Source organism: Photorhabdus caribbeanensis, from assembly GCF_018448885.1.
Taxonomy (GTDB): Bacteria; Pseudomonadota; Gammaproteobacteria; order Enterobacterales; family Enterobacteriaceae; genus Photorhabdus; species Photorhabdus caribbeanensis.
In genome coordinates this window covers 1-15,065 of sequence record NZ_RCWB01000025.1, presented here as the reverse complement: position 1 = coordinate 15,065, position 15,065 = coordinate 1, and the positions used below count along the sequence as shown (strand labels likewise).

Sequence of the window (15,065 nt, the reverse complement as noted above, 5' to 3'; positions counted from 1 at the left end):
TGCAATCATTCGATTTACTATTTATCAGAACTTAACATTGACTGTCGCACCAAAAGTCAGAGGCTCTCCTGCACGACCATACCAATTGTTATCTCCAGACATTGGGAATGCACGAGTAACATAGGTCTTATTTAACAGATTCTTCGCCCATAATGTAATATCGTAAGCTGACGTTTCATATCCAGCTCTAAGATTCAACAAGCCGTAATTAGACTGCTTCTCAGTATTAGCGTTATCGAAATAAACTTTACCGGCAACATTATAATCAGCACGAATAAAATATCCGTCGAGGAAATTGTAATCTACACCAACCCCATAGGTATAATTTGGCGTATTTGCCGGACGTTTATCTTTATAATCAGTAACGCCTACAATTTTTCCACTCTTCTTGTCATAAACATTATCTTTAAACTCAGTAAAATGAGCATCATTGAAACCAGCATTAGCAGATAATGTTAGCCCCTTAATCACCCGCCAGGAAATTTCCGATTCTAGCCCTCTACTGATTGATTTTCCTGCATTCTGGGTGACAGATTCTGGATAAAATTGCTTTTCAACCTGCTGATCGGTAAAGTCAATCCAAAATAATGAGGTATTCCAGCGTACAGTCTTATCCAACCATTCCGATTTCAGACCAATTTCATAGTTGGTTGTGTATTCAGCATCAAAACGGCGTTGATCCTTCGGCGCTAAACTATTAAACCCTCCACTTTTATAACCACGGGCAATACTGGCATATAACATAGCGTTATCTGTAGCATAATAATTGACCCCGGCTTTTGGCAACCAAGCATCAAAAGAGAGTTCATCAGTCAGGTTTTCTCTTGTCATTCCCGAGAAATTTTCTGTCTTACTGAATTTCAGATTCTTTTTCTCATAATCATAACGCAGCCCCGTAACCAGCTCTACATTATCCATGAGATAATAACTGGTATTACCAAACAGAGCATAATTATTGGTTCTAACGTTGGTATTTTTAATCTGATATCCGACTGACAACATCCTGTAATCAATATCTAATTTATCATCCTGATTGAAGTAATACATACCAATCAACCAGTTAAATGGCCCGGTATTTTTAGAGTTAAGACGCAATTCCTGAGAGAGGTAATTTTGTTTACGGTCCATTCGCAATTCTGAAAATGGGTTACGGGTAAAATCAAGATCCTGATAATCTTTCTTATCTTCCGAAGTATATGCACTAATTGAAGTTAGATCCATACTATCCCATTGATACACCGCTTTAAGAGACCCTTTATAAATATTAGCGTCTGACTTACCTGCATAATCAGAGTCTACAGATTTCGTCCCTTTCTTTATTTTGTCAAGAGGTGCGAATGAGGCGTTGCCATTTCTACGGTTTTGTACATCGAATGTCGTAATAATATCCCACGGCCCATCTGATGGCTGCCAGCGAAGCTTAAACCTCCCGTTAAAATCATTAATACCATTTATATTCTTTTTATTATCATAATCCCGTTTAAAGTAACCATCGCTATTCAAATAACGTAATGCTGTACGGTAAGACCAATCGCCATATTCATCAATGCCGCCACCTAAAATAGCAGTAGTTTGAAAACGATTATAACTACCATATGAAAAGCCCAATTTCCGGTCTGTTACCGGATCGGGATCTTTGGTAATGATATTAATGACTCCGGCCTCAGTATTGCGGCCATATAATGTTGCCTGTGGGCCACGTAATACTTCGATGCGTTCAATATCCAGCAATTCGGTGTCAAATGAATGACTATATACACCGTCAGTAAAGAAACCCACCGCCTGTTCCCCTTCCATACCAGGCGTGACGCCGCGTAATGAAATAAACCCGGCATCAGATGGATTACCTGCTTTTATCATATATAAATTGGGAATCCCTGAAACGGCCTCATAAAAATTTTCAACCCCTTTCCGTTCAATGTCAAAATCAGATAATACTGTCATACCTACTGCTGTTTTTTGCTGATCCGCAGAAACTTTCTCCGCAGTCACAACAATAGTGTCCAACGAATCTGTTTTGCTATTTTTATTTGCCAAACTCTGATGGGAATAAAAAACAGATAACACAGCAATAGTGGTTACGCTATGTTTCAACATAGATAACTAATCTCCAAGAAGAAGCTGGTATAGGCATTCAGTAATAGCGGCGGAAACGCTTTTACCATCCATTAATAAAAAACTTGGGAAATTATATAAACAACTAGAAAAAAACGCAAATGCAAATGATAACTACTTTTATTATCATCATTGGAAAGAAAATGCTTTCTCGATTTAAATATAACTAATTGTTTTTATTGATATTATTGGTCATGAAAATTTGGTATGTAAAGGGGGGTATTATCCATATCTTAGATACAAACTGAATTTTTACCAAAACATTGAACAGACTTCGAGTGCTTATTCCCTCATTTTATTTACTGTTTTTTGTAGCAAAAGAGTGATTCCAAACAGTACAAAATAATTATTCATCTTCTGAATGGATTTTAAACATTTTCCTATCGGTTAATATAAATATGTAAAAATAATGAAAAGAGATAAATATATAGATTCTGTGTATTATTAACGTAATCAACTAACTCTATTATATCCAACAAACCAAACTTAAATTAACTGATAGTAAACTTATAGCTATTACTTCGGCGCATTCTTTCTAATAATAAAGAACACTAAATTGGGCGCACTGGTAAACGTCCGGTGAACATCGCCATTGGACGGAGGCAATTGATTATCCAGCTGGCTAATGTAAGGATAATTAGCCGGCTAAAGCGCACAAAAACCGATTTCGTTTGCTCTTACCAGCTTTATTTGAGTGATAAAACGGGTTGTTGTTACCGCATCTTACGCCACAATGGCATGATATTGGTCAACACATCAGGGGGAGGGCAAGGATCATTCACCTTTGCCATTTTCCATAAACCGGTCTGGCTCTTACGGGCAGCATTATTGGACATGAAGACTTGATATAACGAGCCGGTATCGCCAGCATGATTATGGGTATCAAGAAAACCTTTATTTCCCCATCGATTATAAAGAGAGATACTATCGCCTGCTCTGATGTTTTCATTTGGTGGTGTGGTTTCACAATAAATAACCCATTCTAATGTCGCTCTTTTGCTGATATCTGAGGTGTAGACTTGATGTATTTCGGTCAATTGCTCATTTTGATCCACTACATCATAATATCGTAAATAACCGCCATCACAGTAATATAGGTTGTGAAGTAAAATAATATCATTGTTGATTATTTCACTACCGACAGGTTTTCCTATTGCTGACTCAATTCTCCAGGCGCCGCCATAAATAGCTAAGGAAGCATCTACGGTTACTACGCTATATTTTGTTCCGGGTTTATTACCGTTGCCAAATACACTGAGATACCCTCCGCTCCAGTTCTTGTAGCTGTTTAATATTGTCACGGTATCGCCATATTTAAGTACATTATTCATCATTTCCTCGGAAAATATGCTATTGCTCTTCAAACAACTGATGCTTACCCTGAAATGGCTTTCCCTCCTGGTGCATAACTTCTGGCATCATTTCAGGATTCGGTTACTGCCATGAACAGGTTATCTCGCCTTTTATCTAATCCTTGTGAACCTAAAATAGGGGGGATTCCTGCACCGTTGAATATTCATAGCAATGGGAGATAGGAAAAGAAAAGATCAAAAAGTTAATTTTTATCGGATAAGGGACTATTTGGCGGATAACCGAGGTTGGCCTATTATCATGTTACTTGAAAAGGTAAGCTATGTTTTATTCTGATTGTCACTGTGTGCATATCAGTAAAAAAGGTATCATTTCGCGGATATATCGGCCGTGGTAGACAGAAAAAAGCGGCATAATACCGCTTTAAATATCATCTCTACTAATGTTGCTAGAGCAGTGTATTTTTGGCCTTTTGATTCAGGTTTGTGACCAAATTAACACGACTACACTGTCATCGTAATTATTATTGCCCCCATTGCTGGCGCCGATAATGGCTGTTCCCGGTTTTTCGTCAAGAGTGTTATAGGCGTAACGGAGTTTGCAGGGCTTGCCGTCGCCTATAATTTCAATGCAGACTTTGCCGGTGTTTGATGAGTAATTTTTAAAGCCCAACACACTATTGGCGCCTTGGCTGATTAATGTATCGACTAACTGATCGTCAATATACACTTTTATCGTTTGCTGATGAGTAGTATTACCGTAGCCTGACAGGCTAAGCTTTATATTGTGAGGTAACTGGAAACAGTGTTTACCGGTGTTAGTGCTGCCGCATATTCCGCCACAGTTTCTATACTCACTACCTAACGAATCGATATCAACCGATACGGCGGCTTGAACTTTTTTGAAGGTGACTCCTTTCCAGTAAGCTTGAATAAAGGAGGGTTCGCCATCGATAACATGGGATTTTGTATTGTATTGGATGTAATAACTATCTTTGAAAAAGTAAATAGTAGAGCCGACGGTATTCTTCCATAAAATAACAGCATCGAGATCTTCACTAAATCCGGCATATTTCCCAGTAGTACCCCATCGGTCTGAAATGGTTTTCTTATTAATTGTGTGTGAACTGATGGTGTAATCGATGCAATCTCTGCCTTTGAAGAAACAGACAACATCTTGTTTTGTATCCACCCATTCTGTGGCGGCGTCTATACCATTTTCCAATCCCGTACCTTTCAACCCCGGCCATCCCTCAATAATGGGTTTTGGCCCGTCAATCACCAGGGCTTTGGCGATATCGAATTTAAGGTATTGAGAGCCTTTAAAAAAATATAATGAGCCGTTTAAATTAATCACATCGTCAATATCTTTTTGAAACTCGATAGGGAGACTAGGCCAATCATTGCTGATAGTTTGGGGATAACCAGAGTCTGCTTTATCTTCTGAGTCGTTATATCTAATGTTTTCTGAGTTAAGAAATAAATAGGTCTTTGAATTCATTTTTTACATCCTTAATAATGGTTAATTTGAATGTCATTTTGATGTGTTTACTCAACTTTCTATTTTCAGATATCACAGTGATATATTTTTGTCTCATGATAATGGCCAATTCAACACTACCACACTATCATCATAATTGTCATTGGAACCATTGTTAGCGCCGATAATGGCTGTTCCCGGTTTTGCTTCGAGTGTGTTATAGGCATAACGGAGTTTGCTGGGTTTACCATCTCCTATAATCTCGATACAGACTTCGCCGGTACCTGATGTGTAGGTTTTAACATCTGTTATGTGACTTATTCCCTTACCGGTTAAGGTATCGACCAATCGGTCGTCGATATAGACATTGATTGTTTGTTGATGAACATCACTATTTACGTAGGCTGTCAGGCCAAATCGGATACTTTGAGGTAATTGGAAACAGTGTTTACCGGTATTATTAATTCCACATGTTCCGCCACATTTTATATTGATATCACTCCCTAATAAATTTGGATCAACTGACACTGCCGCTTGAATTTTATTGAAAGTGACGCCTTTCCATTTCGTTTGAATAAGGTCTGGTTCACCATACATACTATTCAACATGAGATGTAAGCGGAGATACTCATTACCTTTGAAAAGATAGATAAAATAACCGGCGTTCCGCCATAGAATAGCGGCATCTAAATTCGCACTAAATTTCGCGTATTCCCCGGTAATTCTCCATCTTTCTGCGATGGTTTTTTTGTCAATGGCGTGTGAACTCACGGTGTAATTAATACATTCCTTGCCTTTAAAGAAACAAACGGTATCTTCTTTTGCATCTATCCACTCTGTGGCGGCGTCTATCCCGTTTTCAAATTCCGTTCCTGCTAATCCCGGCCATCCCTCAATAATGGGTTTGGGTCCATCAATCACTTGTGCTTTGGCAATATCAAATTTAAGATATTGCGAGCCTTTAAAGAAATACAAAGAGCCATTTAAATTAATCACATCATCAATATGCCTTTGAAACTCAATAGGCAGATTAGGCCAATTATTACGAATGGGTTGAGGATAACCGGTATCGATGTTATTTAATGGATCATTATATTTAATATTTTCTGCGTTAAGGAAGAAATAGGTATTGGTATTACTGTCATTACCTATTTCGCTGCCTAATAAATCCATATCAATTGGCACCGCAGCTTGAACTCTTTTGAAGGTAACACCACGCCAATTAGCGCCAATGGGAGCTTGACCATCGATGGTATTCGATTTCAGATTAATCCTGATGTTAGAATTATCTTTGAACAGGAAAATAAAAGGGCTGCCAATATTTATCCATAAAATAGCTGCGTCCAAATTTTCACTGAATTCTGAATATTGTTCTGTTATCCCCCATCTATCTGCGATAGTCTTTTTACTAATAGCACGTGAACTCACCGTATAATCAATACAATCACTGCCTTTAAAGAAACAGACGACATCTGTCATACCTGTCTTTTCTACAGAGGGCCATTCTGTGGCGGCGTCTATCCCGTTTTCAAATTCCGTTCCGGCTAATCCTGGCCATCCTTCTATAATGGGTTTCGGTCCATCAATCACTTGTGCTTTGGCGATATCAAATTTAAGATATTGTGAGCCTTTAAAAAAATACAAAAAACCATTTAAATTAATCACATCATCAATATGTCTTTGAAATTCGGTAGGAAGATCAGGCCAATCTTTATTTATAGGCCGGGGATAACCGATGTCTGCCTCATACGATTTCTGATGGTGTCTAATATTTTCTGAGCCAAGGAAAAGATAACTTGATGTATTCATTTATATATCCTTTTTGGTGATTGGAATTTAAAATTTTGTTTAAATTTGTTTTTTACCACGTCAATAGATTAAAATAACATTAAGATACACCGATTTAATTCTATTATATTGCTTATCTGTTTGGTGAATAGAGAAATTTATATTATTTAAATTAATGCTGATGATCGGTTATAAGCAAGACTATATATTAGCAACTCGTTAATGTATTTAATGTTGTTTTATTTTGTGTGGCTTACTTTATTTAAGAATTAAAGATGAACTTTATCTAAGGTATAAAATACAAGATTAATCTGTAATTGTATTTTTTATAGGAGATATTTTAGTCATGAAATTAGAACAACATGAAAGTCAAACCTCAATTGAAAATTCGTCTAATTCCACAGCGGTTCCAATAACGGTATGGGAGCCCAATTTATATCCTGAAGGCCGGTGGATAGATGCGACCACACAGAGAGCTGGTGTGTTGTTTAAGGACTCAGGTTACGGGACTAGCGCTTGGGATATCATCAGTGTTGGGGGAAGGAAAGCTTTTAAGGCACAAACTTTGTCTAAATTTGGCAATATTGGCAGTCACTGTCTTGGGATTGCAACAGACACACCTGTTGATGCCAGACATTGCTATTGTGAGTTGGACCTGTTTTGTAATCCATATCCTGACATTTCAGTGTGTGTACTATCCAACAAAACGAGTGCAAGCGGTACATATCAAAATATTGGTTACGGCTATATGGCGATTCATTTGACTGGAGGGTATCAAGGTAAGACTCAGTGGATGCCATCAAATATTTCGTTAGGTACTTCGATTGACACGGCGACGCCTTATGTTATGGTTTGGAATCTTCAGGATAATTTAACTCAGTCAGTCAATTTTGTTGGTAAACAAATGGATGGTATTTATAAAGGACAACCGACACTAAGCAATACTTATTCTGGTGTTTTACTGAGTTATGAATGGCCAAAAAATTCTTGGTCACGTTGGCGTATTGGATTACTTGCGGCAAATAACGGTACATTAATTATTGAGTGGTATAATGCTGTGGCAGATAAATGGAAGATAGAACTTTGCCAATATAATATGAATGCACTGATGACTGGAGATCTTGCGTCGGGCCAGATAGGGATTATTTCTGGTATGTCTTCTGGTGCAATCACAATAGATCAACAAAATTCTCTTTACCGAACACCATTTGATCGAGCGATATTTTTCCAAGATTTTTAATATGGAATACTGAGTCTGATTATTTAACCATCTTGTATGATATATACCAAGGGGCTTTCCTCCTGGCCCCATAATTGTTGTAATATCGAAAGTAATTTTGATGATAATTTTATTGGCGTTGTCAAATATGGCGTAAAAAAATCGGCATAATATCGCTTTTTTTACATCATTTACTAAGTTAAATTAATAAATTATTTAATAGTGATGGGGAAATAAAAACTTAATTTTTATTGATGCGAGGTTACAAATCTAATAAATAATAGATCATCCGGATGGAACTCAGCCCAATTTTTTCGATCTGAATATCCAAGACAAACGGAAACATAAATAATCGACATTTTGATAAAGGGATTGTTATTATGCGAATGAAAGTTAAAAACTCATTGAAATGAATGTCTTTCATAAAGTAATTGTTGTAAATATAATATTTTCTCATTTTTCCTTTTCTGATATTTGATTATTTAGGCTCTTCTATTAATCCATTCGGTAAAGATTTGCCTGAGGAAATCTGAGACAATGTTTTTTGTGACTTGGTAGAAATACTATACCTTATGGATTTCAAGATACATCGTGGCGGCAAGGGAGCGAATCCCCGAGAGCATAGAGAACTATGTTACCGGGGTGAGTGCAGCCAACAAAGAGGCAACTTGAAAGATGACGGGTATAGACAATGAGTGATAATGACTAACTAATAAGACAGAGAAACAGATTGTGGCAAAGAAAGAAAAACAGCCTCACCATGACTCGTTATTTAAGTATTTTTTAACGCAACCTGAAACGGCCAGAGAGTTTCTATCCCTTTATCTGCCCGAAGAGATCCAGTTGTTGTGTGATTTAGCCACATTGAAACTGGAGCCCGGCAGCTTTGTGGATCGGCATTTACGTCAGTTGCACAGTGATGTGCTGTACTCGGTTGAAACGGCCCGGGGGCAGGGCTATATCTATTGTCTGATTGAACATCAGTCCACTCCTGACCCATTGATGGCCTGGCGGCTGATGCATTACGCCATGTTAGCGATGGCGGCTCATCTGAAAAAAGGCCATACTGAACTCCCTCTGGTGGTGCCTTTGCTGTTTTATCATGGTGAGGTTCGTCCTTATCCTTACTCAAACCGGTGGCTGGATTGTTTTACGTTCCCTGAACAGGCTGCCCGCTTGTACTGCCAGGCGTTTCCGTTGGTGGACGTCAGTGTACTCAGCGATGAAGAAATCCTGACGCATAAAGGGGTTGCCCTGATGGAACTGGTGCAAAAACATATCCGCTGCCGGGATATACTGGAATGGGTCCCCCAATTGGTGGAACTCTTGAATGCAGGGTATAATACAGCCGAACAGCGCAATGTGGTGTTATACTATATTTTACTGAATGGACATACGCTGGATCTCTCACAATTTGTCCATCAACTGATTGAACAATCTCCGGAGCATGAAACAATGTTGATGACTATTGCAGAACAGCTTGAACAAAAAGGGCTTGAGCGAGGTATTGAGCGAGGCCGAGAGGAAGGTATTGAACTAGGCCGAGAGGAAGGTATTGAACTAGGCCGGGAGAAAGGTATTGAACTAGGCCGAGAGGAAGGCATTGAACTAGGCCGAGAGAAAGGTAAAGTGGAAACGGCTCGCGCCTTATTACGGCATGGCGTGAGTTTGGACATTATTGTCACCAGTACCGGACTGAGCCGGGATAAAATTGAAATGTTAAAGCATTAAATTCATCTTCTCTTTTACAGCAAAATGCCGATATTCAAGATCGGCATTTTTGTTCTTATTTTGGATAACTACAGTATCCATAAAAGCCGACTGATCAGTGATTGGCTGGCTCGTCACCCTAAATTTAACTTATTGTTTTTTATCTGTTTATTCTCCCCGGCTGAATAAAATTGAGCGTCTGTGGCAATCCTTGCATGAAACGGTGACACGAAATCATGGCTGTCAGTATATGTGGCAGTTGCTTGAGAAAGTGAAAACGTTTTTAAATTTATCCTCCTACATGAATAGCAGAGAATAAAAAGAGTTGGTGTATCATAATTGTGAAAAATTATTTATGATTGTTTTTTGTCACCAAACCGAATTGGTTGCGCCAAAATAGAATTTAGTTTTTACATCAAAACTGTTAAATTCCAAACTTTCGGGATATGGTGGTGATAGTAGTGTCAACTTTGCTCATAACACCTTTATTGAGACAAAGTTCATTTTGATTTCCAATAAATCATAAGGCAACAACAGAGTGAAAACAGGGCTAAAGCAACGCTTTCATATACTAATAGGGTTAGCAGTAATACTGATCGTAATTCAATTGTTTGATACTTTAACCGGTGGCGCACTAAGCAATTTCGGCATCATACCCCGATATTCTCAAGGGTTAATTGGTATTCCCCTATCTCCATTCCTGCATGGCAGCTGGGGGCACTTGTTTAGTAATCTCCCCGCATTATTAGTATTGAGTGCGTTACTGATGGCACACTCCATACGTTATTATGTGATAGCCAGCTTGTTTATTATCTTTGTGGGCGGAACATTAGTTTGGTTATTTGGGCGCACGGCTATTCATATTGGCGCCAGCGGATGGATTTTTGGTCTATGGGGATTGCTGCTGGCTAACGCCTTTTTCCTGAGAAGAATAAAAGATCTCTTCTTTGCGATTTTGGTGTTTGTGTACTACGGTGGGATCGTGTTTGGTCTGCTACCGTGGCAAGAGGATATTTCAACGGAAGGCCATATTTTTGGTGCAATATCTGGTCTGGTTTTCTCTTGGCTGTCGAAGAGATGGGTAATAACGCGCCATTAGTTTTATGATATTGGGGATAAGCAGATTATCCCCATTTCGAATACTCATTATTAGTAAACAGTAAAAAAATAAACCTAGTTACCTTTATTCCGAGAATAAATGAGTTACCATTTAAAATAGAATGCGACTTAGGATATTTAGGCGTATGGTATTGCGATTTTGACCTTAATCTCATTTCTGAATTAAGAATCATATTCTATATCATCTATACCCTATGGATTTCAAGATGGATCGCGACGGCAAGGGAGCGAATCCCCGGGAGCATAGATAACTATGTGGCCGGGGGGAGTGAGTGCCGCCAACAAAGAGGTAATTTGAAGGATAACCGGTATAAAAGAGCTCAATTTATCTCTCACTTTATTAACCCTGTTTTTTAAACAGAACAATGAACTCTATTTCCATGAAGTAAGAATTTTATTTGTGTTTTAAAAAAAACCAAATAATATAACGTCAATAAAAGTATAAATAGGACATATCCAATGCGTAACAGACTTTTTCTTTGGTTACTTGCTTTGCCGTTAGTATTAAGTTGTTATGGTGGCTGGCAATATTACCGAACCAGTGAACTGACTGAATCCCTCGATAGCATTAAATTATTGCATGCCAAAGCGACACAGTTGTTGCAAACTGATCCCAATATTACCATGAAGTTCGGCGACACTTCTTTTACTGTCAATCAAATCCTCAATAGAACAGAGGAAATAATTAATAGCAAAGAAGCCACATTCAGCGAGTTTCAGTCAATTTTAGATCTAGGGACGATTGGCGGTGGTGTATTATCACTACTGTTAGGGGGATTCGCGATTTTGCTATGTATACGCAGTGGTCATGTGGCCCGCAAATCCCGAGATGAATTATTGAGGGTATTTGATCGCTGTCGTCGGTTACTACCTTTTATTCTTATCGGACAAATGACATTAATTGGCCTCGGTATTTTTTCCCTGATCAGCTACGAAATACTTTGGTTTATTGGTAATTTTGAAATGAGAGGTGGCGGGGCAAAAATTGTTGCTGTTGCGGGCGTGATAGCATTGGCAATTCTGTGGTGCATCATTAAGGGTATTGCGAAACTCAAACACTGTTTTGTTATGTTTTCCCCTTCGGCTTCCCATTTGATGGGAAAAGCAGTGACTCCAGAGGAAGCTCCTGGCCTATGGCAATGGATCAATGAGTTAGCTGAACAAGTTGGTACAGCGCCGCCAGACAATATTGTTGTTGGTTTGACGGAATGTTTCTTTGTGACTTCCTACCCTGTTTGCATCAATAATGAGCAGGTACTTGAAGGTCGTACCTTATATTTTCCGCTAATCTATGGAGCATTGTTAAGCCGTGAAGAATCCGCAGCGGTGATCGGTCATGAATTAGGGCACTTTACCGGTGAAGATACTACCTACAGTCTTCACTTTTCACCTATCTACGCAGGGATGAGCCGCAGCATCGATGTGATGATCAGTAACATCAAGGATAGAGAAGATTACTATAGCCGTCTGGTGATGAGTCCTTCCATTTATTTGGGTATCTTCTTCATCCAACAATTTGATTTTGCGGTGAATCATTGGAGCCGTATCCGTGAATATGCTGCCGATGCTGTGGGTGCCAGGTTGAGTAGTGCTCAAGCTATTTCTAGCGCTTTATTGCGTATTTCTGCGGTGAGCGAGGCAGTTAACCAGCAATTATCAGTATTGTTTGAAGGTAAATTGAAAGCCGATGATCTCTTGCCTGTTATTATTGATAACCTGCGCGAAAATGGCATTCCTGATGCGGGCCAGTTCTTGGAAAATGAGCTTACTCACCCTACGGATACCCATCCAACAACTAAATCACGTATTGAAGCATTAGAGTTGCCAATAGAACAGGAATTGCTGGATTATGCTTCGCGTCCGGTTGAAGCAGGACATTACAATAATATTGATGATCTATTTACTGATGCTAAAGCGCTTTCAGTGGAATTAACACAAAACTTGTCAGGTGAAATTGACGAGTATTATCAAGAGCAGAAACAAATTTGGGAAGAGCAGGCGGTATCGGCATCTGAAACTACCACTTTGACTGTATCCAGTAAACGTAATCTTATGTTTATTTCGCCTTTTATTTTTATGATTATGGTGGGCAGTGGGTTCTTTTTGTCTTTCGTTATAAAAGAAATCAATTCAGAGCGTATATTAGAGTCAATTTTTTTAGTCTCCGCACTAATTGCTTTAGTCAATTTACCTTGTTTGTTATTCGCAATTATCATCTATAAACGCTGCAAAAACAGCATGATAATTTGGGAGCCAACAAAAATCAGTGGCCCTGATTTTCAGACGCCTTATCCTCTGCATAATATTATTGATTTCAATTATACGACTTTTGATTCCTTCTTCTTCAAAGTGAGCACATTAACGCTTGAGCTGGCAGATAATGCCACTCTGCCAGATATGACGCCTAAAAAACGATTAGGCAGGGGAAAATTACGGAAGAAAAAACGCCATCTCTTTTATGGTTTTGTAGGAACGCCGAAAGCCAATGGTAAAAAAATATCTGATGGAGAAGTTATTGAAATGATCCATAACTATCTTCAAGCCGCTCATGCCCGACATGCTTTAAATCAGCATCAATCCGATTAATAACAACAACCAGCCCGTTTATTTATCATAACGGGCTGGTAATCTTAATATAACCACTGATTTTTTAATTTCGTGAAGTTATATCCATTTCAACGCGGCATCATCTACAGGCTGCTCCAAAACTTGTTTATCTTTTTTGTAATCATGTGGAACCCGCCAGGTTGAGCTATATCCCTGACGAGGAAGCAAGTCCTTTGCTCGTTTTACGTAACCGGCTCGCAAGGCGCCAAAAATATGCTCGTCCTCCTGCATCTCACCCTGCTCAGCATGTGGCGTCACAATGGCAGCACCGCGACGGTCCATCTCGTTTAATAAACGGCAGATATAATCCGCAGATAGATCAACTTTCAACGTCCAGGCGTTATTGATATAACCAAATATACAGGCAAAATTAGGGACATTCTGTACCAACGTTCCCTTATAAAGCATGCGATCATGAGCTTGCTGTTTTTGCCCATCAATAGTGAGTTCAATTCCACCCATAAAATGTAATTTCAGCCCAGTCGCTGTAACAATAATATCTGCGGGTAATTCCTTGCCGGATTGTAATAAGATACTGTTTTCAGTTATGCGTTCAATATAGTCAGTAACGATAGAAGCTTTACCTTCTTTTAGTACCTTAAATAGGTTACTGCTGGGAATAAAACAGAGCCGTTCATCCCACGGCATATATTTTGGCGTTAAATGCTTCATGTCAAAATCTGGGCCGACACGCTTGCGAGCAGATGACAGTAAAAGTGATTTCAATAAATTAGGTAAATGTCGACTCGTTTTATAAATTAAGCGCTGGAAAAAGAGATTGCGCTTTCTACTCAATGTGTAAATCCAGCGCTGTGGAATAATGCCTTTGCAGAACTCGGCTATTTTGTCCCTTTCAGGGATAGAAAGAATATAACTCGGGGAGCGCTGTAGCATCGTGATATGGGAAGTATCATGTGCCATTGCCGGCAGTAAAGTAACTGCTGTTGCGCCACTACCAATGACAACGACTCGCTTTCCTTTGTAATCCAATTCCTCAGGCCAGAGTTGAGGGTGAATTACTGGGCCTTTAAAATCTTTAATACCGGGGAATTCAGGTAAATGAGGTTCATCATAGTTATAATAACCTGTTGCAGCGACGAGAAAACGACAGGTAAATTGCCGAGTTTCCCCACTGATTTCGTCAATTGCGGTAACGGTCCATTGGCGAGTCGCATTTGACCAGTCAGTATGAGTGATTTTTAGCCCAAACTCTATTTTCTTATCAACTTCATACTCTTTTGCCGTTGCATTGATATAACTTTTAATTGAGGGACCATCGGCAAAAACACTGGTATCTGTCCAGGGGCGGAATGTATAGCCATAGCTCATCATATCTGAATCTGAGCGAATGCCGGGATAGCGAAATAAATCCCAAGTACCACCTATCCTCTGGCGACGTTCTAAGATAATAAACTTCTTATCAGGGCATTTCCTTGTTAAATGACATGCTGTACCAATGCCTGCAATACCAGCGCCAATAATCAAAACATCATAATGGTTATTCACTGTCTCTCTCCTACAAGGTCATTTTTTGATGAGTTAAAACTCACCTAGCTAAAGCAATGTGATTCTTGTCGTCATTGACAGTAGCATAGCAATATGAAATTGCTTTAGTCTTACATTGCTCATTACCCGTGTTTAACGTGTCAATATTTCCTACCGCCACAAATAAATAATTAGCCTGAGAATATTTTCAACCCTTAAATATGAATATTGG

The 15,065-nt window shown here is 39.0% G+C and carries 9 protein-coding genes and 1 pseudogene; 5 read left to right on the top strand and 5 right to left on the bottom strand.

Annotation, left to right across the window (positions count from 1 at the left end):
- Positions 1-24 precede the first annotated feature (24 nt).
- The 4 genes from EAE90_RS16040 to EAE90_RS24295 all read right to left on the bottom strand — a co-directional run bounded on the left by EAE90_RS16040 (position 25) and on the right by EAE90_RS24295 (position 6,714).
- The gene (locus EAE90_RS16040) at positions 25-2,097 is read right to left on the bottom strand and encodes a TonB-dependent receptor (protein WP_214054309.1); all 2,073 of its coding nucleotides are present in this window, start codon (positions 2,095-2,097) and stop codon (positions 25-27) included.
- A 731-nt stretch (positions 2,098-2,828) separates the two neighbouring features.
- Positions 2,829-3,449, bottom strand: a complete 621-nt coding sequence (locus EAE90_RS16035; RefSeq protein WP_246550842.1) for a hypothetical protein — start codon at positions 3,447-3,449, stop codon at positions 2,829-2,831.
- 454 nt (positions 3,450-3,903) lie between these two features.
- Positions 3,904-4,926, bottom strand: a complete 1,023-nt coding sequence (ppxB, locus tag EAE90_RS16030) for a photopexin PpxB (protein ID WP_214054308.1) — start codon at positions 4,924-4,926, stop codon at positions 3,904-3,906.
- Between the two features lie 93 nt (positions 4,927-5,019).
- The gene (locus tag EAE90_RS24295; RefSeq protein ID WP_281422356.1) at positions 5,020-6,714 is read right to left on the bottom strand and encodes a fucose-binding lectin II; all 1,695 of its coding nucleotides are present in this window, start codon (positions 6,712-6,714) and stop codon (positions 5,020-5,022) included.
- A gap of 325 nt (positions 6,715-7,039) precedes the next feature.
- On the opposite strand from EAE90_RS24295, the gene EAE90_RS16020 reads away from it, so the two are divergent.
- The 5 genes and pseudogenes from EAE90_RS16020 (at position 7,040) to EAE90_RS16000 (ending at position 13,327) form a co-directional block, all read left to right on the top strand.
- On the top strand, positions 7,040-7,933 hold the full coding sequence (locus EAE90_RS16020) for a hypothetical protein (protein WP_214054307.1): 894 nt from the start codon (positions 7,040-7,042) through the stop codon (positions 7,931-7,933).
- 711 nt (positions 7,934-8,644) lie between these two features.
- On the top strand, positions 8,645-9,643 hold the full coding sequence (locus tag EAE90_RS16015) for an Rpn family recombination-promoting nuclease/putative transposase (RefSeq protein WP_214054306.1): 999 nt from the start codon (positions 8,645-8,647) through the stop codon (positions 9,641-9,643).
- A gap of 54 nt (positions 9,644-9,697) precedes the next feature.
- Positions 9,698-9,941 (top strand): annotated as a pseudogene (locus EAE90_RS16010) (transposase); the annotation flags it as partial.
- A 219-nt stretch (positions 9,942-10,160) separates the two neighbouring features.
- Entirely contained in the window at positions 10,161-10,721 is a 561-nt protein-coding gene (locus tag EAE90_RS16005; protein WP_214054305.1) for a rhomboid family intramembrane serine protease, read from the top strand.
- A gap of 479 nt (positions 10,722-11,200) precedes the next feature.
- The gene (locus EAE90_RS16000) at positions 11,201-13,327 is read left to right on the top strand and encodes a M48 family metallopeptidase (RefSeq protein ID WP_214054304.1); all 2,127 of its coding nucleotides are present in this window, start codon (positions 11,201-11,203) and stop codon (positions 13,325-13,327) included.
- A gap of 78 nt (positions 13,328-13,405) precedes the next feature.
- On the opposite strand, the gene EAE90_RS15995 is transcribed toward EAE90_RS16000, so the two are convergent.
- Positions 13,406-14,854, bottom strand: a complete 1,449-nt coding sequence (locus EAE90_RS15995) for a flavin-containing monooxygenase (protein WP_214054303.1) — start codon at positions 14,852-14,854, stop codon at positions 13,406-13,408.
- Positions 14,855-15,065: the final 211 nt, after the last annotated feature.

Excerpts from the sequence above, each read along its gene's own strand:
- ppxB (WP_214054308.1), bottom strand. The coding sequence starts at position 4,926 with ATGAATTCAAAGACCTATTTATTTCTTAACTCAGAAAACATTAGATAT.
- EAE90_RS16035 (WP_246550842.1), bottom strand. The coding sequence starts at position 3,449 with ATGATGAATAATGTACTTAAATATGGCGATACCGTGACAATATTAAAC.
- EAE90_RS16000 (WP_214054304.1), top strand. The coding sequence starts at position 11,201 with ATGCGTAACAGACTTTTTCTTTGGTTACTTGCTTTGCCGTTAGTATTA.
- EAE90_RS16020 (WP_214054307.1), top strand. The coding sequence starts at position 7,040 with ATGAAATTAGAACAACATGAAAGTCAAACCTCAATTGAAAATTCGTCT.
- EAE90_RS16040 (WP_214054309.1), bottom strand. The coding sequence starts at position 2,097 with ATGTTGAAACATAGCGTAACCACTATTGCTGTGTTATCTGTTTTTTAT.
- EAE90_RS24295 (WP_281422356.1), bottom strand. The coding sequence starts at position 6,714 with ATGAATACATCAAGTTATCTTTTCCTTGGCTCAGAAAATATTAGACAC.